General features: G+C 46.7%; 23 protein-coding genes. 3 read left to right on the top strand and 20 right to left on the bottom strand.

The window, feature by feature from the left end; genetic code table 11:
- The 4 genes from MHI06_RS07200 to tkt form a co-directional block, all read right to left on the bottom strand.
- Positions 1-633 (bottom strand): YigZ family protein, encoded by a 633-nt coding sequence (locus tag MHI06_RS07200; protein ID WP_036610785.1) that lies wholly within the window; start codon positions 631-633, stop codon positions 1-3.
- A gap of 193 nt (positions 634-826) precedes the next feature.
- On the bottom strand, positions 827-2182 hold the full coding sequence (locus tag MHI06_RS07195) for a glucose-6-phosphate isomerase (RefSeq protein WP_017689982.1): 1356 nt from the start codon (positions 2180-2182) through the stop codon (positions 827-829).
- Positions 2183-2367: 185 nt separating this feature from the next.
- On the bottom strand, positions 2368-2685 hold the full coding sequence (locus MHI06_RS07190) for a pyrimidine/purine nucleoside phosphorylase (RefSeq protein WP_340400968.1): 318 nt from the start codon (positions 2683-2685) through the stop codon (positions 2368-2370).
- Positions 2686-2833: 148 nt separating this feature from the next.
- The gene (gene tkt, locus MHI06_RS07185) at positions 2834-4876 is read right to left on the bottom strand and encodes a transketolase (RefSeq protein WP_062833145.1); all 2043 of its coding nucleotides are present in this window, start codon (positions 4874-4876) and stop codon (positions 2834-2836) included.
- 434 nt (positions 4877-5310) lie between these two features.
- Here tkt and MHI06_RS07180 point away from each other — a divergent pair, with 434 nt between their 5' ends.
- Positions 5311-5787, top strand: a complete 477-nt coding sequence (locus MHI06_RS07180; RefSeq protein ID WP_340400967.1) for a hypothetical protein — start codon at positions 5311-5313, stop codon at positions 5785-5787.
- Between the two features lie 74 nt (positions 5788-5861).
- Here MHI06_RS07180 and purU read toward each other — a convergent pair whose 3' ends face one another.
- Complete coding sequence (gene purU, locus MHI06_RS07175) at positions 5862-6755, bottom strand: formyltetrahydrofolate deformylase (RefSeq protein WP_062833143.1); 894 nt, start codon at positions 6753-6755, stop codon at positions 5862-5864.
- Positions 6756-6798: 43 nt separating this feature from the next.
- On the bottom strand, positions 6799-7905 hold the full coding sequence (locus MHI06_RS07170; protein ID WP_340400966.1) for a deoxyribonuclease IV: 1107 nt from the start codon (positions 7903-7905) through the stop codon (positions 6799-6801).
- Positions 7906-8074: 169 nt separating this feature from the next.
- Here MHI06_RS07170 and MHI06_RS07165 point away from each other — a divergent pair, with 169 nt between their 5' ends.
- Together MHI06_RS07165 and MHI06_RS07160 are read left to right on the top strand one after the other, a co-directional pair.
- Positions 8075-8542 (top strand): DUF2621 domain-containing protein, encoded by a 468-nt coding sequence (locus MHI06_RS07165; protein WP_062833141.1) that lies wholly within the window; start codon positions 8075-8077, stop codon positions 8540-8542.
- A gap of 160 nt (positions 8543-8702) precedes the next feature.
- Positions 8703-9614 (top strand): TIGR01777 family oxidoreductase, encoded by a 912-nt coding sequence (locus MHI06_RS07160; RefSeq protein ID WP_340400965.1) that lies wholly within the window; start codon positions 8703-8705, stop codon positions 9612-9614.
- A gap of 25 nt (positions 9615-9639) precedes the next feature.
- Here the strand turns inward: MHI06_RS07160 and MHI06_RS07155 are convergent, their stop codons facing one another.
- From MHI06_RS07155 to MHI06_RS07090, 14 genes are all read right to left on the bottom strand, one after another.
- A complete protein-coding gene (locus tag MHI06_RS07155; RefSeq protein ID WP_340400964.1) occupies positions 9640-11412 on the bottom strand; it encodes a DUF6382 domain-containing protein in 1773 nt (590 codons plus the stop codon).
- Positions 11413-11711: 299 nt separating this feature from the next.
- The gene (locus MHI06_RS07150) at positions 11712-12221 is read right to left on the bottom strand and encodes a prepilin peptidase (protein ID WP_340400963.1); all 510 of its coding nucleotides are present in this window, start codon (positions 12219-12221) and stop codon (positions 11712-11714) included.
- 17 nt (positions 12222-12238) lie between these two features.
- Positions 12239-13270, bottom strand: a complete 1032-nt coding sequence (locus tag MHI06_RS07145; RefSeq protein WP_340400962.1) for a pilus assembly protein — start codon at positions 13268-13270, stop codon at positions 12239-12241.
- Positions 13271-13299: 29 nt separating this feature from the next.
- A complete protein-coding gene (locus MHI06_RS07140) occupies positions 13300-15414 on the bottom strand; it encodes a hypothetical protein (protein ID WP_340400961.1) in 2115 nt (704 codons plus the stop codon).
- A gap of 91 nt (positions 15415-15505) precedes the next feature.
- Positions 15506-16183 (bottom strand): TadE/TadG family type IV pilus assembly protein, encoded by a 678-nt coding sequence (locus tag MHI06_RS07135; RefSeq protein WP_340400960.1) that lies wholly within the window; start codon positions 16181-16183, stop codon positions 15506-15508.
- Positions 16164-16355 (bottom strand): Flp1 family type IVb pilin, encoded by a 192-nt coding sequence (locus tag MHI06_RS07130; RefSeq protein WP_169480099.1) that lies wholly within the window; start codon positions 16353-16355, stop codon positions 16164-16166. The genes MHI06_RS07135 and MHI06_RS07130 overlap by 20 nt, the downstream gene beginning before the upstream one ends.
- 11 nt (positions 16356-16366) lie before the next feature.
- Positions 16367-17236 carry a type II secretion system F family protein gene (locus MHI06_RS07125; RefSeq protein WP_340400959.1) on the bottom strand — a complete coding sequence of 290 codons (870 nt, stop codon included), beginning with the start codon at positions 17234-17236 and terminating at the stop codon, positions 16367-16369.
- Positions 17237-17248: 12 nt separating this feature from the next.
- Positions 17249-18010: a type II secretion system F family protein gene (locus MHI06_RS07120; protein ID WP_017689997.1), complete on the bottom strand. Its 762-nt coding sequence runs from the start codon at positions 18008-18010 to the stop codon at positions 17249-17251.
- A 22-nt stretch (positions 18011-18032) separates the two neighbouring features.
- Entirely contained in the window at positions 18033-19337 is a 1305-nt protein-coding gene (locus MHI06_RS07115; protein ID WP_340400958.1) for an ATPase, T2SS/T4P/T4SS family, read from the bottom strand.
- Entirely contained in the window at positions 19334-20554 is a 1221-nt protein-coding gene (locus tag MHI06_RS07110) for a ParA family protein (protein ID WP_340400957.1), read from the bottom strand. Before MHI06_RS07110 ends, MHI06_RS07115 begins: the two co-directional genes overlap by 4 nt.
- A 162-nt stretch (positions 20555-20716) precedes the next feature.
- Complete coding sequence (locus tag MHI06_RS07105) at positions 20717-21100, bottom strand: VOC family protein (RefSeq protein ID WP_145320399.1); 384 nt, start codon at positions 21098-21100, stop codon at positions 20717-20719.
- Positions 21101-21310: 210 nt separating this feature from the next.
- Positions 21311-22174 carry a DUF6612 family protein gene (locus tag MHI06_RS07100; RefSeq protein WP_340400956.1) on the bottom strand — a complete coding sequence of 288 codons (864 nt, stop codon included), beginning with the start codon at positions 22172-22174 and terminating at the stop codon, positions 21311-21313.
- Positions 22175-22235: 61 nt separating this feature from the next.
- Complete coding sequence (locus MHI06_RS07095; protein WP_340400955.1) at positions 22236-22658, bottom strand: thiol-disulfide oxidoreductase DCC family protein; 423 nt, start codon at positions 22656-22658, stop codon at positions 22236-22238.
- A 324-nt stretch (positions 22659-22982) separates the two neighbouring features.
- Positions 22983-23261 (bottom strand): hypothetical protein, encoded by a 279-nt coding sequence (locus MHI06_RS07090; RefSeq protein WP_017690003.1) that lies wholly within the window; start codon positions 23259-23261, stop codon positions 22983-22985.
- Between the last annotated feature and the right edge of the window lie 87 nt (positions 23262-23348).

Here is a 23348-nt window from a genome sequence, read left to right as displayed (position 1 = left end):
TTATTCCCCTTCAATAAAATAAAGCCGCTGTCCCTCCGTGATCCGGGATTGCCCTTGCGTCAAATCCGTGATCCAGGCTACAAAAGCCTCGGTTTCACTATCCGGCGGAAGACAAGTCAACGTAACCTTATCGGTGAATCCAGTTTCACCTGTACGGACTTCCCGGCTCCTTAACTCATTTTCCACTTTACCCAGCCACGTATAATCCAGTTCAACAAACACTTCACGATGCAGCACGTTGGTAATGGCTTCTCCGGCTTCAATGGCTGCTACAGCTCCATCCGTATAAGCGCGAATTAACCCACCAGCTCCAAGCATAATTCCCCCGAAGTATCGCGTAACCACAATTGCTACATTTTTCAATTTCTGATTTTTGATCACTTCAAGAATGGGTTTCCCTGCTGTTCCGCTTGGTTCCCCGTCATCGGATTGCTTCTGGATCTCATCCCGCTCCCCAATCATGTACGCAGAGCAGTTGTGAGTCGCATTCCAATGTTTTTTCTTGATCTCATCGATAAAGGCAACAGCCTCTTCCTCTGTCGTGACCGGCATAATATGACCGATAAATCGCGACTTCTTGATTACAATTTCCAGATTGCCCGGTCCTCGAACCGTGCGATAACGTTCAATCATCCCAAATCCAACTTTCTGACCTTTTCCTGAGTCCAATTTTCCATTTAATCCATTTTACAAGAAAGCAGTTCCCCGCGCGAACGCGGACGAACTGCCCTGGTTATCTACATCCGGGAACACTGCATCTTACACGAACAGTGATTCCCCGATAGATTTACATTACTTTATTTAACTATATGAGCAGACCGATGAATTATTCGGAAAGTCTCGCTTCGAGCGCTGCTTTCTCTTCTTCAAAGCCTGGTTTGCCCAGCAATGCGAACATATTTTTCTTGTAAGCTTCCACACCTGGTTGGTCAAATGGATTGACGCCCAGCAGGTAGCCACTGATGCCGCATGCTTTTTCAAAGAAGTATACCAGATATCCGAAAGAATATGGAGTCATATCTGGAATGTTCACAATCAGGTTTGGTACTTGACCATCCGTATGTGCAAGCAGTGTTCCTTGGAACGCTTTTTTGTTAACAAAGTCCATGGTTTTGCCTTCAAGGAAGTTCAAACCGTCCAGATCGTCCGGATCCGATTTGATTGAAATATGCTCCGCAACTTCAGTAACCTGAATAACAGTTTCGAAGATATTCCGGCTACCTTCTTGGATGAATTGACCCATGGAGTGCAAGTCTGTGGAGAAATCAACAGATGCAGGATAGATCCCTTTGTAGTCTTTACCTTCGCTCTCTCCGAACAATTGTTTCCACCACTCGGATACAAAGTGCAAGGATGGCTCATAGTTTACAAGAATCTCAGTGCCTTTGCCTTTGCGATACAAAGCGTTACGAACAGCTGCATATTGATATGCTTCGTTCTCAGCTACGTTCGGGTTGCTGTATTCCTTGGATGCGTCAGCCGCACCTTGCATCATTTCTTCGATGCTGATACCAGCTGCTGCGATTGGCAGCAAACCTACAGCCGTCAGAACGGAGTAACGTCCACCAACATCATCCGGGATAATGAAAGACTCGTATCCTTCAGCATTCGCCAGTTCTTTCAGTGCACCGCGCGCTTTGTCTGTTGTAGCATAGATGCGTTTGCGTGCTTCTTCTTTACCATATTTCTCTTCCAGTGCTGCACGGAAGATACGGAAAGCAATTGCCGGCTCTGTTGTTGTACCGGATTTGGAGATGACGTTAACGGAGAAATCTTTGCCTTCAACCAGATCCAGCAAGTGAGTTACATATGTGGAGCTGATATTGTTTCCTGCAAAATAGATTTCAGGCGTTTTGCGTTTGTCTTTTGGCAGATTGTTATAGAAAGAGTGAGTCAGCATTTCAATCGCTGCACGTGCACCCAGGTATGATCCACCGATACCGATAACGATCAGTACTTCGGAGTCGCTTTGGATTTTGGCAGCTGCTTTTTGAATGCGTGCGAACTCTTCTTTGTCATAAGCCGTTGGCAGGTCAATCCAGCCCAGATAATCGGAGCCTGTTCCTGTTCCGTTGTGAAGCTGCTCGTGAGCCAGACGAATCGGTTCTGCGAAATAATCCACTTCGTGTTGATTTACAAATTGCAATGCCGTGCTATAGTCAAATGTCACTTTTTTTGCCATGATCTCAAAAACCTCCTGATTTCGGTTATATTATTTCCGCGTATTCCATTCTAAACAACTTGCCTTAAGGATACTTCAAATCCACGGGGCTGACAAGCTTGCAACTCGAACTTTGTCGTTAGAATTCAAGAAGCAAAAAGGGTAAACCGAATCCGCGGGTTGCGGTTCTGCTTACCCTTCTTATGTTATTCCGCCGGGTACGAGCAGACGTAGTCAGTAACGCTGCGTATCTCCAGTTTGAATTTGGATTCGGCAGGCACGTGGAACGTAGCTTGACCTTGAATCTCTTGCCACTCTTCTGCTCCGGGAAGCAATACTTTCAGATCTCCGGACAGAATCTCCATAATTTCACGGGAATCCGTACCGAATTCATAACTGCCTGGAAGCATGATGCCCAGAGTCACTTTGCTGCCATCCCCCAAAATAACCGTTCTGCTGGTTACCTGACCATCATAATAAATGTTGGCCTCTTTCACTACACTGACTTGATCGAATTGTGACATGCGTACCCGCTCCCCTGAAGTTAATGAAAACAAAAGGCAAACAGATCAGGGCGATAACGAGTCACCGCCCATCTCTGCGGAAATAACTTACTGCCATGGATCAGGACAGCATGATGCCCTCCCAACCATAGCAGTGCTTATGAAGCTATTACAGCAATGCTTTTACGCGGCTAACCACGTTGTCCACTGTAAAGCCATATTCTTGGATAACACGGTCGCCAGGCGCGGAAGCACCAAATGTGCTGATTCCGAGAATGTCACCTTGATCTCCAACATATTTCTCCCAGCCCATTGGATAAGCCATTTCAATCGCAAGACGAGCTTTAACATCCGGAAGAAGAACGGACTCTCTGTAAGCTTTATCTTGTTTCTCGAACAGATCCCAGCTTGGCATGCTGATTACGCGAACTTGAATGCCTTGTTCTGCAAGTGCTGCTTGAGCTTTAACAGCCAATTGCACTTCAGAACCTGTAGCGATAATTTGTGCTACCGCTTTGCCATCTTTTGCATCAGAGACAACATAAGCACCACGTTTCACGTTCTCACGTGAACCTTCAACCGTACCTTCCAGGATCGGCAGGTTTTGACGAGTGAGTACGAGTGCAACTGGATTGCTCTTGTTCTCAAGCGCGTAAGCCCAAGCAGCCGAAGTTTCATTACCGTCAGCCGGACGAATAACCGTCAGGTTAGGAATGATACGCAGGGATGCCAGTTGCTCGATTGGTTCGTGCGTAGGACCATCTTCACCAACAGCGATACTGTCGTGAGTCAGAACATACGTTACAGGCAATCCCATCAGGGCAGCCAGACGAACAGCCGGACGCAGGTAATCGGTAAATACGAAGAATGTACCTCCGAATACTTTCACACCGCTGTGCAGTGCCATACCGTTCATTGCTCCAGCCATACCGAATTCACGGATACCGAAGTAGATGTTACGGCCGGAGTAATCTTCAGGTGTGAAGTTCTCCAGGTTGTTCAAGTGAGTCATTGTGGAGCTTTCCAAGTCAGCAGATCCGCCTGTCAGTTGTGGCACGTTGTGCGCCAGACCGTTCAGAGCGTTACCGGATGCTACACGAGTGGAAAGAGCTTTGTCTGTTGCTGCATATTTAGGAAGATCACGGTCCCAACCTTCTGGAAGGTCGCCGTTAATCGCTGTTTCGAATTGAGCTGCCAGCTCAGGGAATGCTTTTTTGTACTCGGCAAATTTCTCGTCCCAAGCTTTATTAGCAGAGATACCACGATCTTTCACTTGTGCAAAGTGATCGCGAACTTCAGCTGGTACGTGGAAGTTTTCTTCGTAAACCCATTTGTAATACTCTTTAGTCAATTTGGCTTCGTCTGCACCCAGTGGAGATCCGTGAGTACCGCCGTGGCCACCTTTACCTTGTTTGTTCGGGCTACCATAACCGATAACCGTTTTAACTTCGATCAGTGTAGGACGCAGTGTATCTGCTTGACCTTCCTGAATTGCTTTTTCGATTGCAGGCAGATCATTGCCATCTTCAACGCGCAGCACTTGCCAGCCATAAGCTTCAAAACGCTTCGCGATGCTTTCGGAAGAAGACAGATCCAATTTACCATCCAACGTGATGTCATTGGAGTCGAACAACATGATCAGTTTGCCCAGGTGCAAACGTCCAGCCAGGGAAGCTGATTCATGAGATACGCCTTCCATCAAGTCACCATCACCACAGATTGCGTAAGTGTAGTGGTCAACTACGTTGAACTTGTCTTTATTGTATGTTGCGCCCAGTTGAGCTTCAGCCATCGCCATACCTACAGCCATTGCAATACCTTGACCCAGTGGGCCAGTTGTTGCATCAACACCTGCAGTATGTCCGAATTCCGGGTGACCCGGAGTTTTGCTTCCCCATTGACGGAACTGTTTCAGTTCTTCCATCGGAAGATCATATCCGCTCAGGTGCAGCAAGCTGTACAGCAACATGGAGCCATGTCCTGCAGACAGGACAAAACGGTCCCGGTTAACCCAAGTTGGGTGGTCCGGGTTATGAGTCATCGTTTTTGCAAAAAGTTGGTACCCCATTGGAGCGGAGCCCATAGGCATACCCGGATGTCCGGAATTTGCCTTCTCAATTGCATCAATCGCCAAAGTACGTACGGTAGTAATCGACAGGTTGTCGATTGTAGTGTTCTCGTCCTTTTGAATCGCTTCGTTCTTGTCAGTCATGGTTTGTCCTCCTCATGTCTTTAGATAAGTCGGGTGCGCAAGCGAATCCCTCTCATCATACAAGCAAACCGAATTTCACAATAAGTGAATCCGCTTGAGTGTTTCATTTTGACTTATTCACTTTTGTATTGTATCACTTGGCGTGAAGCTTTTCCATAACCTTCTTTTAGAAGTTCCGGAAAAATCGGTTGTTTGTGATGAATAACCCCTTGCTAATTAAGCAAAAATCGCACTATACAAGGCACTTAAACCTAAAAACAGACTTAACGAGCCTCGCAAATCCATCGCATGAAGTATAACCTTTAAGCTGAAAACCATGCATTTTTTAGATATCCATCCGTAATTCACATATAATATTCCTGAATATGGATTAGAAAGTTGGGCTGCGGTTTACTTTTCAAATGAACATGCGTCAATCATAGGAGGTCGCAATCATGCCAGATGCTGCTGCTCACCCATCCCCATCGGTAAAACACGCATTACCCTGGATATCCGGTATTTTAACGGGGATTCTGTCGGGAGTTGTCCTGGGATTTTTCCTTAAAATGATTCAGGCCTACACCGATGAACAAGTATATACTCTGCTTCTGAATATCGATTTTGTGCCTGGTCTTCCGCCAACCTTACCCGAATTCATTGAGTTTTCTTTGCACCTAATTGTGTCTGTTGCCATTGGCATCTTCTATTTGTGGTGGGTACAGCGCACAGGCCGCCCCATGTTCAAAGGAATCTTGCTTGGTGCTGTTTCGTCTCTGCTCTACATCCCACTCTCTCAACTATCTTCGCGTGTGCCAGACCTGTACGATGTGGCAGCCATCCTCTACTGGTTTGCAGGGCATCTGCTGTTTGGTATTGTGCTTGGCTTGTGCGGAAAGTATATGAATGCTAAAAAAGCGACTCCCACTTCGTAAACGAATTGGGGTCGCCTTTTTGTTAGTCTATTCCATGGTTCCGAATCAACCTTGCGCAGTATTAAAGCATAAGCTTAAAATACGACGGTTTTATTTTCATGAACGAGAACTCGATCTTCGACATGCCATTTCACGGCACGTGCAAGCACAACACGCTCAATGGTACGTCCAATACGCTTCAGCTCGGTTACATCGTCCCCGTGGCTTACACGCTGCACATCCTGTTCAATAATCGGGCCGCCATCCAGTTCTTCCGTAACATAGTGCGCTGTCGCACCGATAATTTTGACACCACGGTTGTACGCTTGCGCATACGGTTTACCGCCCACGAAGGCTGGCAGGAACGAATGGTGGATGTTAATGATTCGATTGCGGTAGTGCTCAATGAACATTGGAGAGATAATCTGCATGTAACGAGCAAGAATGATCACATCCACATCATTGCCGATGACGTCCAGTTGACGCTGTTCCGCTTCTTTCTTCGTATCTGCTGTAACCGGAATATGATGATAAGGAATGCCGAATGATTCTACATAGTCCTTCATGTCCAGATGATTGCTGACCACAAGCGCAATATCGGCATCCAGGTCGCCTGCCTGCCATTGCCACAACAATTCAACCAGACAATGATCTTCTTTGGATACAAAGATAGCCAGTTTCTTCTTACGGCTAACCGCAGATAGCGTCCATTCCATTTGGAAACGGCTTGCCACTTCTGCAAAATCAGCTTCCAGTTTCGGCAGGTTGATTAACAACTGCGGAAGATCGAACTCAATCCGCATAAAGAACATGCCGCCAGCAGGGTCCATTGTATATTGGTCCGACTGAACAATGTTTGCACCATGCTGGTGCAGGAAATGAGACACGGCAGCAACAATTCCTGGACCATCTGGACAGGAAATGAGCATGCGCGCACGATCGGCGCGGTTTTTAGAATCAGGGCGTACTTGTTTAGCATGGATCTCCATCGGGTTATTCTTCCTCCTTCAATTAAGCCATGACCTGCGGGGGTTAACCCGCAAGCCAGGCAATCAAGCGATGATTCAGTTGCTCTTCATTCAAATGCGGGAACAGTGCAGCTTCAGCCACCATGTCATAGAGGCGTTCCAGCGGTTCGCGCGGATCTGCCTTTTTGGCTTTGGCGTCATTCTTGAGCAATGTCCATACATCCAGAATATACGAACGGGACTCAATCTCTTTACCTTTGAAAAAGTGTTGCAGCTGTTCTACTTCTGTCAGGAATTCCTGGCCGAATCGACCTGCAACATCCCCACGCAGCAGCGCAATCTCCACTTCATACATTGGACGCTGTGTCTTGGCCTCTTTGCCAATCCAAGGTGTCTCCAGAATAAATGGACGTCCTTGAAGCTTCTCATGGTTCACGATGCGGTTAATCGCCTCAAAGCCGATCCATCCAGAGCCGATCGGTGTATGACGGTCCTTGTGCGCACCCACAGCATTCTTACTATCATTAATATGCATTACGGCAACGCGGTCAAGTCCTACCGTACGATCGAATTGTTCAAGTACACCATCAAAATCATTAACGATATCATATCCGGCATCATGTATGTGACATGTATCCATACACACAGTCAGGCGCTCGTTATATGTTACTTTCTCGATAATCTGAGCGATCTCTTCGAAACTGCGACCCATCTCCGTACCTTTGCCAGCCATGGTCTCCAGAGCGATGTTCACATCCGTGTCTTTCACACCCTCCAGCACTTCATTCAATCCTTCTGCGATCCGTCCGATCCCATAGTGGGCATCTTTGTCTGTAAATGCGCCGGGATGCAATACGATGTTCTTCACACCAATGGCATGTGTCCGACGAATCTCTTCCTGAAGGAAATCTACAGCCAGTCTAAACGTGTTTTCTTTGTATGAGCCAAGATTAACAATGTACGGTGCATGGACAACGATATCTTCCATTCCACCCTCTTGCATGGCAACCTTGCCTTCTTCAATATACATGGACTCAATTGGCTTGCGACGTGTATTCTGTGGTGCACCCGTATATATCATAAACGAACTGGAACCGTACGAAGACGCTTCCTTCGTTGCACTCAATAATCCCTTGTCCGAAAAGGACACGTGGGAGCCGATTTTCAGCATTATTGATCCCCCTTAATCTGAATTATCCCTTATTCTAACGCGATTATCGAAATAAATCTAGAAATGCGCTATAATTCGGGATAGAGGCTATTTTTGGCAGCTAATATGTGGAACATGGTGGGCGGAATCCGTCTTTCCGTGAAAATCAATGAACCGAGGTGACTCCGCAATGATTTTCGACTCCTACGCGATGATACTGACCAGCAGTTCCCCCAGCAATTGGTTTATGAATACGATCGCATTCTGGACTTTTTTATTGCTTGGCAGCATGTGTATCGGTGGTTTTTTTATGATGCGCAAGTTTTTGAAAGTGCTACCAAAAGCGGACGGAAGGTCCAAACTGGATTGGCAGAATTATTGGGTTGAAGCCAGCCGTCATTTATGGACTGATGAAGCCAAAGCTTTTTTGGATCAACTTGTGGAGCCTGTACCTGGGCCGTTTCGTGACATCGCCAAACATTCCATTGCTGCAGAGATTGGTAAAATTGCAGTTGAGGACAACGCCACGGAAGTCTCGAGAGATCATTGCATCAAAGGATACATTATTGCCACACCGAAGCGGGATAATAAGTTTCTGGTGAAATTTTTGGAGAAAAACAAAATCGATTACTCTCCTTATCAACACTTGATTAAATAAATTACAAAGATAAGTTAAGTCATATATGGATTTGGTTAATTAGATACAGATATGCTCCGTCAGGTAAGTCGTTCCCAACAGGCATTACTTACCGTCCGGGGCTGTTTGTCGATTCATGGGTATACGTCAGCGCAGTGAAAGTACAGAGAGGATGTTCGATATGAAAATTGCCATTTGTGGAGGTACCGGGTTTGTGGGAGGAGCACTTGTGGATTACTGGCTGCAAGCCGGACACCATGTGAAAGTCATTACACGTAAACTGCCTGACTTGCATAATCCAAGTAACAATCTTACATATATATCGTGGGAGCAAGTCGAAGAACAACCGCAATTGATAGAAGGTGTGGATGCGCTCGTTAACCTTGCCGGAGAAACGTTGAACCAACGCTGGACAACCAAGGCGAAGCTGGAGATTGTTGAATCCAGAGTCACGACTGTCGCCCGGGTAGCCCGATTGGTGGAATCACTGGAGCAAAAACCGGAAGTGGTCGTTCAAGCTTCTGCCATGGCCATCTATGGCACCTCCCCTTCCGAAACGTTTGATGAGAGCAGTCCGCAAAAGTCCATGAATTTCCCTTCCCGTGTCTCCGAACAATGGGAAGTTGCTGCAGATGCAATCAAAAATGTGAGACTTGTTAAAATTCGGGTTAGCTTGGTACTCGGACATAAAAAAGGTGCATTTCCATTAATGAAACTGCCTTATATGCTGGGTGTTGGCGGCAAGATTGGCAGTGGCAAGCAATGGACCAGCTGGATTCACATTATGGATATCGTCAGACTGATTGACTTCACTATTCAGAACAAACAGATTTCCGGGCCTGTGAATGCTTCCACACCAAATCCCGTTACCAATGATGAATTCGGTCGCACGGTGGGCAAGGTGTATCATCGCCCTCACTGGTTCCCCGTGCCCAGCTTCCTGATTAAAACCTTGGTCGGAGAACTATCCGTTGTCGTGCTTCAGGGGCAGAGAGTCATTCCGCAAAAAGCACTCGACCACGGATTCCAGTTCACCTTCCCCACATTGACTCAGGCTCTTGAAGATCTGAAGCACCGTGGCTTATCGGACTGATTGAACCACGGGAATGAACCATAGCTTATCCAACCGACCGATAGGTGTAAACAGATTCAGCCAGGGTAAATGTATCTCCATCCGCCAATGGATACTCCTTGTAAGGAGCAAGAATATTGCCCTGAAGAACGGTTCCATTGACGGAACCCAAGTCCTTAATCACATAGCCCGATTTGTTCCTGCTCAATTCCACATGAGCACGGGACACGCCGGTCGCTGTATCCACCCACTGAACCATGTCCACTGATCTTCCGATTACAAAAGACGCTCCCTGCACATCCATCCGTTCATGTTGGTCACTGCTTCCGGATCTTCGTTCAAGATAATAAGACGCCATCACTGGGCCTTCCCCTGTAAAGTTACCTTTATCCAGATTCTGCAAGTTCACGGTTGCTTCAGCAACTGTATCATGTCGGATTAACTCCGAAGTTGAATCTACTGTTCTATCCTGGTGTTGAACGAATGTTGGTTCGGAATGTTCAGTGGTCATATGCAGATTTTGAAAACGGGAATGCGCACTACCTTCTGAATCGGATTCAACCGCTTGGTTTACACGTTCCTCAGACCTATCAGCTGTATTCCAGCGCCAACTCTCCTGAAATAGTTCCTCTTCAGCTTCCGTTTGCTTGTCTTTGTTCTTGCCTAGGCTGAATGAAAAAGAGCGCTTATTCACAGCATCATTCTGAGGGCTCCCCTTACGCTTCCACGTCCATCCTGCTACACCAAGCAAACCAAGGCTTAGTAACGCCGATATGATCATCTGTGTCTGCCCAGGTTGCTCCATGTATACGAATCTCCATACCAATGCCATGGCCACCATGCAGCCCAGTATGATATAGGTTACTTTGGAAGATCCAGACTTCTCCTCCACGTCCATATCAACACGCTCTAACGACGAATCATACGGGTTACTTGGTCCCTGATCCACGCTTCTTGAGCCCGCCAATGAAGATTGTCCAGATGGGCGTCTGCCTGGAAAGGTTCGGGATCTCACCGGAATATCTTCAACCTCAGAAGCACTCATTTTCTGCGGCTGACGGAAATTTAGCTGTGGCTCCACAGAAGCATTTTGAATGGGAGCACCGGGTTGATATGGCCGAGAATGACCAGTAAACGGCGTGTTATCCCGCTCAGAAATCGATGAATGAAGATTGCCTCTTGGATCATCCACTGTGTCCGACGTTCTGGATGAGAGAAATGCTGCGCTTCCTCCACTCTCTTGCTCGTCAGCGTATAACTCCAGCAAAAGCTCTCGCAACTGTCTGATATCCCAGTGTTCATTGTCGCATAGTTGCAGAACACGTTGAATGCCTTCTCCCTGCAGTTCCTGTACATGGGCCATCAACCTGATCACTAGCTCTCGGAATTGCTGGGGCGTCGAATCAACTTCAATCGTATCCATAATCGGTACATATACCATCCCAAGTTCACCCTGTTCAAATGAACCATTAATGAACAAGTACTCCTCCTGAATCAATAATTTACGAGGTTCCAGCATATATTGTCGGCATTCCGTGAAGGCATCGGCCAGTTGGAATAACAGACCGTACAGAACACGCAATTGAATTTTGCTTGACTTTAACATCTGGGATAACATCTTGTAGCCTGATATGTCATACTGCAAAGTTACATTTCGATCCACTTCACGAATATGTACAGGAAGAAGGCGCGGTATCTGATTAGAGGACAACATCCCCATCTGTACCCGGCTCAATTCCTCCATTCGTAACCCGTCTGCTTTCTCCAAAACCATAAACGCCCCGCCATTACGGATAAAATCTCTCGTTAATCCATACATGCCAATCCTCTCTTTCCATTGTTATATAGGATCAACTAAAGAAAGTTACACTGGGTACTTCGATGACGGAACAACCTTCCGATCGCTGTTATCCCCAGATTTCTTGATTCCCTTCTATAAAGGGGGAAATCCGGGGATAAAGGCGAGCGCTCCGCTTCTTCAGGTTTTTTCCGCCCTCTCCGTTCTCGTGTAAAAATTTTAGTTGATATAAGTTGAGTTACAATATGTTACACTTTGCCACTCCAATTGCAGTGCCATCTTCTATCACTGTTATCCTCAGATTTTCTCTACTCCTTCACTTAAGGGAAAAGTCCTGAGATAAGGACCGTGATAAATCCAGGTAACACCGCCAGCATAAACGGAAACTTCAATGTCTTCTCTTTGTTTACCAGCTTGACCGAACCGAGCATGAAGAACCCTGCAAGACTACCTGCCATACCTCGAATTCGTTTCGCTGAATCTTTACGGAATAGAAGTATCACTAGACCAATTGCTCCCGCATACAAAACGGAGTAAATAATGACATGAATGCCAAAAGCGAGTCCAGTCCATGCCCCAATCCCACCAAACAATTTCACATCTCCTGCTCCTACCGCTCCAATTGCATACATCAAGAATAAAATACCAAAACCTGCTGCAAATCCAGCGGCTGAGAACAAGAAACCATCCCAACCTCCCCATATGATGTGGGCCAATACGCCTGCAACAGTCACGGGTAAAGTCAATCGATTTGGAATTTTCATTGAACGAATATCTGTAATAAAAGCTGCAATTACGTATATACCACAGGCAATGTAAAACCACTCCATCTCCATCATCTCCTTCCTTATTTTCTGGAGGCCACGGTAAACGTAGTCTCCGTTTTGACACCGTCACCTGTCTCGACAACAAAACTCCATGTTCCTTCTGTTGTCCGAGTACCAACAAACCAGTTCCATTCAATAATTCCATTCTCATCTGCGGTCGCCCAACCGATGTGCTTTGCAGAACTTTCACCTGACTTGTAAAATATCGTTAAGTTGGCTGTCGCTCCTGGTTCTACCTTCACCTTGATCGTTGCATTGTTACCTATGTAAGCCGGGTCAGGCTTCGATAGTACAGTTGCTGAACCCGCAGTATCCTCGTCCCCTCCGCTACCATCTGATCCTTCTCCTGTATCACCAATCCATACCCGTTCTGCCGCAGCAGCCTGAATCCGTAGCGGTTTGCTGAGAAAGGGCACCTTTACCGGTAATTCATAACTTAGTTCAAGCCTGAAATATGGATTGGTTTTGTTTTTGAGATCTGGTATCGAAATACCATTCACATGAACACGTTCCATATCCAGCAGAGTTGGCTCTATGAAGGGTTGTAGCAACGGTTTGACTGTCGGATCAAGCACAGCTTCTAACACAGATGTCTTGATCTCCTGTAGTGGCTGTTCACCACTGACCGCTGCTGAACGCACCCAATCACTTAATGGCTCGGGCAGAGAAGAAGCATAACCTTCTGCCCATTCTGTCAAAGACAGCTCCGGTATCTTCCAGCCTCCTCCCGAGCCCTCACCGCCAGCGGAATCAGAAGGTGTGAACACAAGGGATACCGGATATATTTTCGTTGATAACTGCTTCACCGCTTCACCCGCCGTGCTCTGTAACGCCGTGGAGATTAGAGTCATTTGCACAATGAAGATGAGAAACATGATAAAGAATAGAAAGACAGGTAACACCAGTGAAGCTTCCAGAACCATGCTGCCCTGTTCCTTGTTCGGAGAACATATCTGCTTATTCAGAGACTTCAATCGTTGCAATCTAATTATTCGTGTTAAACGAATCTGCAATTGTGAGCATTCTTTTTCATATCGTTGCTGCTTATCCATAATCCCTCCACCGAAACAATCCCGATCATTCAATAGGAATAATCCGCCTTCCGCTCAATGAAAAATCGTCCACCTTCAACTTGATCCGCACTCCCCATAACTGCACCTATGCTTCTAACCACCCCAGGCAAAAACCACAACTTGATGCTACTGCGCATGTTACCCGAAGCATATGTCTGTTTCTCATCTGGATTCACACCGGTATTCAATCGGATCAGAGCCAGCATTCTGGACATTTTGCGTTCATTGTTACTATGCATCAAGAGAAACAATCGGAGATGGTCCCTGTACGGCAGTTTGACTTTGATATACTTGGACAATTCCACACTGCCCTCTTTCGCCAGTTTCACCATATCCGCGATAGCGTTTGTAATCCCGTATAAGATTGCCGCAGATAACACGAGAAGAGGATTTCCTAGCTTACTGTGCTCAATTAACCCTTCTGCTGTCCGAATAGCCAGTCGCATCCCAAAGATCTCTGCATATGCCGCAGCGATGTTGCCCGAAGGGTTATGAAACCCGTAAACGATATACTCTAGTTCCTGATTCTCCAGTTTAAAAACATCACCAGCATCTCCACCTTCAGTCCAGGTAAATAGCTGCCCAAAATCCATGGAGTTGAAATAGGCTAAAGCATATTCATTCTGAAATAATTCGTCGCCAAGACTGTCCAGTAGACCGGACATCCCGCCAAACAAACTGTCCATACCCTTCATGGCTTCGCTACCAGAGTCATAGGGATCATCCGCAATCTCTGCCTTTTTGGCATCCTCACGACTAGCCTCGTTAAAAGCAATATTAGTGTTGTAATATTCCTCCAACTGCTTGAAAGCGTCCATAGATCCGGAACTTCCATTCTGAATCTGCGACAAGATTCGTTTGACTTCCTTCAATTTGCCTTTGGATTCTTTGTCATTCGCTTTGCGCTGGGCATCCGACCCACGACCACTCTCCAGCTGTTGCTTACTCTGTTGGATGAGGTTGGCAGGACCGTTACGCACATAGGTGTCCATGTATCGTTCCGTAATCTGACTTGCCTGTCTGACCGCGGGTTTAATCGGAACCCCACTCATGCCCGTAACGCTGCGAAGCTGATTATTCAACTCCATGTTGTCTCTTCTGACGTTGCCGAAGTCCGAATTCTGTGAAACCACACGTGCCTTCAACTGATCAAATAGGCTATCTGCCCTCACAAGCTCCGAAGCAAGAGAACGTGTGCTTTTGGCTTCACTGCCTGATCCAGTAGATGCAGGACTCGTCCCAGGCAGATTCGAATTGCCCACGTTGTCGTAGCTGGCATTCTGTGAACGGTTCTCCCCCTCCGCAATCACACGTTTCATTTCCTCATTAATCTTCCGTGCTTCTTCGATCTTGGACTGTGCTTCCTCCAGCTTCGTTTGATGGGCCTGTAAAGCGGGCTGAATGATCATGCTGATGCCTGTCACCACATTACTCACACCAGTCCGATAACGAGCCAGTTCCAATATGTATTGTTGCTCTCTGAACGGCAAACCCTCATCTGCCCGTTGCTTGTTCAGATAATCTGCATAACGTGCCGCTGCCTCAGCAGCTGTCTCTGGTGTTTCTTCCAGCATTTCTTCATAGATCGGCTGTGAAGGCGGATCCATGATCAACTTTGGAAGATTCTTCAGCTTCTCCGCGGACTCCGTCTGATTGACAATGGCTTCGTCCAGCAATTCTTCACGTTTGTCATATAACTTTTGTAATTTTTTCAGCAAGTCTACCGTGTGCGCTGCTTCCTTCATCTCGTCCGACATCGGTTTGAACCGATTGATCACTTCAAGGGTAAAATCAACCGGAGCCCGATACTTCATATCCTCCTGAATCTGGCGATTGAAAATATCGTATCTGCCCAGTTCACGCTCCATGCTCAGCGAAGTTGTATCCCACTGGATATCCAGAATAGGGAATCCATCTTTTACGGATGAAGGCTTCACACTATCGTTCAGCACTTTGGCCATAATCGCATCCCCACTACTGTCGCCATACCCAAATAAACCATACTCTCGGAGTGATGTGTCATAGGCGGACATAACGGACCTCATTGCAGCATGTGTCATTCGTTCAGTCTGCACCTTGAATGCCGCAATACGAGCGTAATCAATGAATATAGCTACAAACATATAAACTCCAGCCAATATTAATATTAAAAAAAGGGTTACGGCCCCCAACTCACCGTCTTTTTTTCTAAACAGCTCTGCCCTCCTCCTTTTCTCACTTTTTGCTTTTGCCAAAATGCTGCACAACCTGTCCCGCTTCCGCAGCAGTACTCGCGGCTTCTCCGCCTTTGCCTTTAAACTTGGCTGCATAATAACGGACCAGATCGACCGTTCGAATGAATTCCACCGGTTCAACAACTGCGGATGATCCTTGAGTCAGTACACGGTTACCTGAATCGAACAAAAAAGAAGGAAGAGGCAAAGAAATTACCTGGTCCAGCTTGGTTGTTACTTTCCGCTGAATCAGAGAATTCTGATACTCAATTGTTCCTTTCATAGCTGAGGGCATATGTTGCACCGCTTGTGCTAATTTCTGTTCCGAGAGACTTCCGCCTTCACCAGCAGGTATAGAAACACTAACCTGATTATCCGCTCCCGCCCAGCCAAACAGCGCTCCAAGCATACGATCATCCGTCAGTCTCCAGTACAGATTGTCATGTTCTCCAGCGACAAATTCACCCGTCATCGCCTGCTTGTTGCTGTTGTCCCAGCTATATGCTGCACGTTCGGAAGCTGCATAGGCGTGTTGATTCAGAAATGTCTTTTGATACATGTACATGGTAAAGAAGAGCAACAATACAAGAATAAACAGTACGACAGGGAAGATCAGGGAGGCTTCAACGGTGAAGCTCCCTTCTTCCTTCTTCAGCCTGTTAACCCGGGAAAAATTCATTACTTTTTGTATCCACTTTGCTAAGAAGAGACTTGATTAGTGCCGTTATTTGGTCTTTAAATATCAAAGCAATAATGATAATAACGCCGATAATCAGAATCAGCTCCAACGTGCCGAGTCCGTCCTCTTCCTTCCAAAATGCGTTCACCTTGTTTTTCAATACTTCCATCATCCCAATTCCTCCTACATATTCATCATCATAAAAGCAGGTGCCCCGATCATGACTACAATCGTAAAAAAGATTAGCACCATCGGAAACACCAGTTTAGAAGAAGCCTGTTCTCCCTTCGCCCGACTAACAGCCTTGCGTTTCTCCCACAACACATGTGACAGATCCCGCAGCGCCAATACAAAGTCACCTCCCCCACGCCGGAAATTTAGCAGGACCGTCGTCGTAAAAATCGTCACTTCCTGCACACCACAACGGCGGCTGAACTGTTCAAATGATTGTTGAAACGAATAACCGTTATTCCAATCCCCCACGGTCTTTCTGAGTTCGTTGTACAGCGGATGATCCCGTTCCCCTTGGCTTGTCACACAGTGAACGATGGCACGCTGAACGGTCTCCCCAGCGCCCACCAGCAGAACAATTCGGTTCAGCAGCTCGGGCAGCTCCATGAGGATGTCCTGATCTCTCCGCTGAACCTTGGTATTGAGGTCTTTATAAAGTGCAAAAGGTAAAGCTATACCCAACGCGAGTCCACCCACCATGCCTCCGATACCCATATCTCCAACGAGTGTTAACAGACAACCTACCAGCAACATGAGCCACGTATAAGTCAACATTTCAGCGCAATAAAGCATCGTTTTCTCTCCACTGTGCTGTATGCCATACATTTTCTGAATGGCATGTTGCATCCGAAACATGAGCACAGGCAATCTGCGTCCAATCTCGAACTTGTCCAGTACAAATAGGAACGGGCCATGCAATTTCTTCAGTCGTAATCCTTCCATATTCAGCTTGCGCAGATGCCGGTAGGTCTGTCCCCGGGTTCGATCCAGCACCAGCCATCCCGCTCCGAGCATCCCTGCAACTATAACGGGAAGCAGCATCGTTTCAGCTCCTTATACTTTGATATCCATAATTCGAGTAACCCATAGATAACAGCAGGCCAGTACTGCCAATGCACCACTAGAGATGAGATACCCCATCCCGCTATATAGTGGCTCCATAAAATCCTTGGCGGTCAGATTGAGGAATATCAGAAAAATAAATGGAGCGGCAAACATCACCTTTGATTCGAACTTTTTCTGCGATACCGCGACCATAATATCCTGCTGAATGTCCAGCTTCTCACCAATCACCGCAGAGGTACGACGCACAACCTCAACCAGATCCCCGCCAGTTCGTTTGCACGTAATGAACACATCTGCAAAATTCGTAATATCTTCAATCTGCGCCCGATCCGAAAAATCCTGTAGTGCCTCTTCGATTGGTTGTCCATACTCCATCCGTGTCCGCAATATCGTGAACTCACGAATCAGATCGGTATCCGCTTCCGGGTTCAACATCCGCAGATCCTCTACGGATTCCTTGAATCCATTTTCCACCGATTTTCCTGCGGCCAGTGCCGAAGACAATGCATATAACGCTTGCTTAAAATGTAAACTGAGTGTCATTCTTTTTCGTTCCAACAGCACTTTAGTCCAATGTTTTGGTACCCATATGCAACCCGCAGCCAAGATCGCTCCAGCCAACCAATGATGGTAGAACAGAATTCCGATGCCAAAAAACAGCAGACCACTAATCAGCATACAGACCATTCGTTGTCTCCGGGAAAGCGTATATACGGTGTAATCCGTCAACATCTGTCTGGCTTCACCCAACAGTAATCACCTTCCAATGGCTTTAATTCACGTTGTTATCTGATGAATCTGATTCAACACTATATTGTTCTATGTATTCATCCAGCCAGTCCCCGAGCCCAGCCATCTGAATTTTATCCACCTGATTCAACTTTCCAACCTGTACTAACCCGCCAATAATTTTGCCTTCACGCTCTTCTTGTTCCTGGAAACGAAACAGTGGATTCAGCAAAACCTCACCGTTCTGCATACCGATCACTTCACTGATTTCTGTCACCCGCCGTGAGCGGTCCCTTAACCGGGATAAATGTACAAATATATCGATTGCGGAACTAATCTGTTGTCGTACAACCGCAATGGGAAGATCCGCACCGCTGAGCACCATCGTTTCGAGTCTGCTGATCATATCCGAAATGGTATTCGCATGCCCTGTAGACAAGCTCCCATCGTGCCCTGTGTTCATGGCCTGTAACATATCCAACGCTTCCGCGCCCCTTACTTCGCCAATGACAATCCGGTTCGGACGCATCCGTAAGGAAGACTTGATCAGATCACGAATGGAGATTTGCCCTTTGCCCTCGGTATTCGCATTCCGTGTCTCCAGTGACACCAGATTCGGTACCGTTACAATCTGCAGTTCAGCCGAATCCTCAATCGTTATAATCCGCTCATCGGCAGGGATGAATTGGGATAAGGCGTTCAGAAAGGTCGTTTTCCCCGAGCCAGTCCCACCTCCAATGAAGATGTTGTATTTGCTCCGTACCAACTGTTGCAGCAGTTCTGCGGCTTCTTCATGCAAGGCTCCCTTATCAATCAGATCAGACATCTTCATCGGCTCACTCGGAAATTTACGAATCGTCATCGTAGGGCCTTTCAAGGCAATGGGAGGCAACACGATATTGACCCGCGAACCATCCTTTAACCGGGCATCCACGATTGGAGAAGACTCATTCACAATCCGGTTTACTCCGGACACAATCATCTGAATGATATCCTCGAGCCGTTCCCTGGACTCAAATTCTAGGGTGATCTGGCTGACTTCACCTTCCTGCTCCACAAAAATCTCCTTATGACTATTGATCATAATCTCCGTAATATCGGGATGATCCACGAGCGGCTGCAGAATATCCAATCCACGAAAGGAGTCAAACAATCGCTGTACCAGCGTATGACGTTCTCCGGAGGTCAGATCATCCAGCTTCGGATCAGTGAGAACTTTACATTCTATCCCCTGCCACAGTTCATCGTCTCCAGCCGAAGAGGTTAAATCCAGGCCTGCCCTGACCTCCCTGCGCATGATCTGAAACTGTTCTTCACGATCCAGTATTCGATTGGATGACTCCGTCATAACGCCCACCGATCCTGCTTCTGAATTCGCCCCGTCTGCTTCAATTCTTCTTCGCCATCTTGTACCAGCATGGCACATAATCTTTTCACTTCGCGCTGGAAGATCGGAGAACTAAGCATGACTTCCTCCTGACTAAGTTGCTTCCATGAAGGAATATAGGGCAACACCGCATCCAGATGCAGATCAGGCCGTGGAAGTGCATTGACGACATTGTCCCGATATTTGTTAACCACAAAGCGTGAACCGTTCAGCACACTTTCGTACAGATCCGGCTTCGTACGCTCAGCATGCTGTAACCATTGTCCCCATCGATGCATGGCAGATATATCATCCTCAACCAGCCAGACAAATGCGTCTGCTGCACCCAGCACCCCTTCACTGCGCCCATCCCAACCGGAATCGCCATCAAGAACCAGCACATCATATTGTCCGCAATCCGTTAAATAACGAAGCAGATTCGACGTATCCTCACGAGTCATCTGCAACAGTTCTTTCCGATTCGATAATGGCCAGAATACATCAGACTTCAACGCTTCATGCCGGATCACATATCCATCCACAGCCTTGGCTTGCACCTGTAGCTGCTTGCCCGATTCCTTTCTGCCCACCTTCAGATCGTAAAGCAGGCGTGACAACCCCGTCTCCGCATCCGGGTGGCGTTGCCCACTTCTAGAAAATCCCTTCTCCAGAAACGGGAGCGTGCTATCCAGCGTCTCCAGATTCAGATAGAGGACAGCATAACCTGCGAGCCCCAACTGCTTCGCCATGTGCAGGGCCACTGCCGTTTTACCACTTCCACCCGAAGCGGACAATACACCAATAGAGAGGGTTTCCTGCCCCGGACGATGCATCTTCTTGCGGCGCGGCTGCCGGCAAGCATTCATCACAGCTTCCAGTAACGTAGGCAAGGGTTGGTATTTCATCAGCCGCTTCGCCTCGTCCACCTCGTCCATCCCTTCACTCAGCATTAGCCAAGGTACACCCGATGCTTCTCCGCCGTTACTCAACCAGTTGTTCAGGAATTCCGGTTCCGCAACGACCAGATCCGGCATCTCCCGACCTTCCTGCTGCTCGTTCATGTGATCTCTGAACGAATCCCATTGGGAGAAGGCCGTAAAACGCACTTGGAAACCTGACGAACTTCCCTGTACATAATCAAGCCAGGCACTGATATAATCTCTGTCTTTGGAAACCAATACTGCCTTTAGTACAATCAATTTCTCCTTCCCTCCCTGCAAAAAAAGCACAAAAAAGCACCGTCCAGTAACCGCATGAACATGCAGTATATGGACGGTGCTTCCGTCACGTGCTATGAATGTATGGATAATATAGCATACAATTTCTGGTGGAGCAAGGGATTTATTCTAACCATTTTTCCCTTAAGAGTGATAGGGTGAATCGAACTCAATAATGTTACGGTCAGGATCAAGTACAAAAATCTGTGCGAATCCAGCTACACTCTCAGGTCTCGCTTCATACTCAATTCCCTGCTGCTCCAGCCAGGCTATAGTCCCTGAATAACTGGTGACCCAGATCGCAAAGTGGCCGTCTGTTGTATCAATACCAGCCTCGCGTAGCGTGTGACCTTCCGGGTGCTGAAGCAGATGAAGCTGCTGGCTGCCGATAGCGTACCATGTACCCGTGGAGCGGAAGGCTGGGCGTTCAATCTCCTGCATGCCCAGTAACCCCGAGTAGAACTTCTTCGCGATTTCCAGATCACGAACAGCCAGACTAACATGGTGGATGTGTGCATATTCAATCATCTTTTATATCCCCCTCTCTAATTAAATATGACTATACTATAACACCTTGAACCCTGACCATAATCTCCATTAAAAAGAAAAGCACCCCTGAACCCAATCCGGTAAACCTCACGGCTCACACAGATCTAGTTCAGAGGTGCCCTGCAAACGGCATACATTGATGCTCGCTTACCGCATTAAATCATCTTCAGCACATTTGGCATAACCAAATTATTTTGCACTATCCAATGCTTCTTGTGGAATCTTGATCTCTTCCACTTGATCGTGGTTAGAAAATGTACTCGTCATCTTCATGTCCATCGTCATTTTCTGTCCATTCTGTTCCATCTCCATGACCATGTTGACGTCCGTACTTGCAGGCAGGTAGGTTTCTTTGTTGATCATATATTTCATCTTCATGCTGGTGATATTCATCTGATCAAGCATGGCTTGCATCTGGGCATCCGATCCGTTTTGCTCCATCACGGCTTTGGCCAGTTCCTTCACGTTATCACCGGATACGTCAGCGTTAATCACATAATTGTCGCCTTCTTCGGTCACTTCAGTATCTTCTTCGATCTTTTTGAATTGCTCCAATTCACCTTCGGGATTCATGCTTGCTTTCATCTGCTCAATCAGTTCACTCGTTTGAGCCTCAGGAATCGCAACCCATTGCTCCCCAACTTGAGAGTAGATTTTATCCGAAGTAATATACTGCTTTACGTTCTGCGCTTCCTGTCCCGACATTTCCATATTCATCTCTTGATAGATCATCATTGGATCTTTGATAATATCCATCTTGAGCGATGTTTTAACCTGTTGATCCTGGGACTGTTCACCAGCATCCAGATTCAGATTCTGATCAATGTTGGCTTCAGTTGTGAAGCTTTTCATTTCTTTCGTAGCTGCATTGGTTTTGGTAATCAACTCGTCCAGGGTAGGGATCTTTGTTTCCTGCTCTGCAGGTGTATTGCCCTCGTTAGACGTTTCGTTGTTAGTCGCTGGCGGCGTTGCCGTATTATCTGTGTCGTTACTGCATGCTGCCAAGCTCACTGCTAATAATGCCCCGATAAATATTGTAGTCCACTTCTTCAAGTTGTTGTCCTCCCAAAATAGATATGATCTGTAGTGATTACCCAATAATTCCCGTTATTAATCACAAAAACCGATCTTTGATCTCCGGTGTAGGCAACATGCACGCTTCATCTTTGCCAAACCAACGATAGCGGTTGCGTGCAACCCAGTTGTAGACTGCATTACGAATAAATTTCGGTATGATCATAAACACATATAACAATGGATAAGGAAACTTCAGACCTTTAGCCAATCGCAGTGCGGCGGTTGAACGTGTATAGTATGTTCCATTTTCAATCAGAACAAAGGTGTCCATACTATCTGTCGACAAATTGCCTTTCTCCAGCAATTCCTTGGCTACATCCGATTGGAGCGAAGCAAAATGATATTTCCCTTCCGGGTCACGCTTAATAATCCACTTGGTTAAGCCCTGGCAGAAGTGACAGACGCCATCCACCAGTACGATGGGATGTCCCTGATGCACATCCGTTTGGTTTGCTGTCATATTGGCTGCCTCCTATTGTTGCGGTTAGAGTAACTTACCCAATATGGGCCATCTTGTTCACTAATTCTAAATTTATTTCTTCTAGAGGTAGTTCAAAAAGTCCGCTTTTGATTACGAAGGATGCCTGGTGGCATCATCAGCATCGAATATGGAATTCAGCCGAAATGTCCGTTGCTCACGTAGTTTTCCCTACGCTCCGCTACTCCATTTCTAGCTTCATCCCATCTTCTCGTACTGAAAACCGCTCTTTTTGAACACGCATTAATGGAAAATATAAAGAAAAAGAGCGCAGGCATTGTGCCCACGCTCGTATCTGTCCGACAATTACTCCGTAACTGCCTTTTCCATCCATTGGTCGTCGATCATCTGTTGATGCAGGTCACTTGCCCACTGGTCCATACATTTGCAAATGAAATCTTTGCGACATACTGGACAAGGGGTTTTCTGCAGACGGCTGATATTGGTCATCTTCCATTCCGGGGAACGGGAGTAGAATACACGGCATTTTGTACCGTCTACCAAATTCATTTTGAATTCATACAATCCGTCTTCCTTGTTACCATAAGCTAATTCTAAATCTGCAATACGCGGTCTATAAGACATGGATATCACCTGTTTAATTCAAATTTGGTTCATGCAATGACACTACTCAGTACTAAGTTATATTAAAGAAAATTCAGGTCAATGTCA

The sequence above is a fragment of the Paenibacillus sp. FSL H8-0079 genome (assembly GCF_037991315.1).
Taxonomy (GTDB): domain Bacteria; phylum Bacillota; class Bacilli; order Paenibacillales; family Paenibacillaceae; genus Paenibacillus.
This window is presented reverse-complemented; position numbering and strand designations above follow the sequence as displayed.

Excerpts from the sequence above, each read along its gene's own strand:
- MHI06_RS07200 (WP_036610785.1), bottom strand. The coding sequence starts at position 633 with ATGATTGAACGTTATCGCACGGTTCGAGGACCGGGCAATCTGGAAATT.
- MHI06_RS07195 (WP_017689982.1), bottom strand. The coding sequence starts at position 2,182 with ATGGCAAAAAAAGTGACATTTGACTATAGCACGGCATTGCAATTTGTA.
- MHI06_RS07190 (WP_340400968.1), bottom strand. The coding sequence starts at position 2,685 with ATGTCACAATTCGATCAAGTCAGTGTAGTGAAAGAGGCCAACATTTAT.
- tkt (WP_062833145.1), bottom strand. The coding sequence starts at position 4,876 with ATGACTGACAAGAACGAAGCGATTCAAAAGGACGAGAACACTACAATC.
- MHI06_RS07180 (WP_340400967.1), top strand. The coding sequence starts at position 5,311 with ATGCCAGATGCTGCTGCTCACCCATCCCCATCGGTAAAACACGCATTA.
- purU (WP_062833143.1), bottom strand. The coding sequence starts at position 6,755 with ATGGAGATCCATGCTAAACAAGTACGCCCTGATTCTAAAAACCGCGCC.
- MHI06_RS07170 (WP_340400966.1), bottom strand. The coding sequence starts at position 7,905 with ATGCTGAAAATCGGCTCCCACGTGTCCTTTTCGGACAAGGGATTATTG.
- MHI06_RS07165 (WP_062833141.1), top strand. The coding sequence starts at position 8,075 with ATGATTTTCGACTCCTACGCGATGATACTGACCAGCAGTTCCCCCAGC.
- MHI06_RS07160 (WP_340400965.1), top strand. The coding sequence starts at position 8,703 with ATGAAAATTGCCATTTGTGGAGGTACCGGGTTTGTGGGAGGAGCACTT.
- MHI06_RS07155 (WP_340400964.1), bottom strand. The coding sequence starts at position 11,412 with ATGTATGGATTAACGAGAGATTTTATCCGTAATGGCGGGGCGTTTATG.
- MHI06_RS07150 (WP_340400963.1), bottom strand. The coding sequence starts at position 12,221 with ATGGAGTGGTTTTACATTGCCTGTGGTATATACGTAATTGCAGCTTTT.
- MHI06_RS07145 (WP_340400962.1), bottom strand. The coding sequence starts at position 13,270 with ATGGATAAGCAGCAACGATATGAAAAAGAATGCTCACAATTGCAGATT.
- MHI06_RS07140 (WP_340400961.1), bottom strand. The coding sequence starts at position 15,414 with ATGTTTGTAGCTATATTCATTGATTACGCTCGTATTGCGGCATTCAAG.
- MHI06_RS07135 (WP_340400960.1), bottom strand. The coding sequence starts at position 16,183 with ATGAATTTTTCCCGGGTTAACAGGCTGAAGAAGGAAGAAGGGAGCTTC.
- MHI06_RS07130 (WP_169480099.1), bottom strand. The coding sequence starts at position 16,355 with ATGATGGAAGTATTGAAAAACAAGGTGAACGCATTTTGGAAGGAAGAG.
- MHI06_RS07125 (WP_340400959.1), bottom strand. The coding sequence starts at position 17,236 with ATGCTGCTTCCCGTTATAGTTGCAGGGATGCTCGGAGCGGGATGGCTG.
- MHI06_RS07115 (WP_340400958.1), bottom strand. The coding sequence starts at position 19,337 with ATGACGGAGTCATCCAATCGAATACTGGATCGTGAAGAACAGTTTCAG.
- MHI06_RS07105 (WP_145320399.1), bottom strand. The coding sequence starts at position 21,100 with ATGATTGAATATGCACACATCCACCATGTTAGTCTGGCTGTTCGTGAT.
- MHI06_RS07095 (WP_340400955.1), bottom strand. The coding sequence starts at position 22,658 with ATGACAGCAAACCAAACGGATGTGCATCAGGGACATCCCATCGTACTG.
- MHI06_RS07090 (WP_017690003.1), bottom strand. The coding sequence starts at position 23,261 with ATGTCTTATAGACCGCGTATTGCAGATTTAGAATTAGCTTATGGTAAC.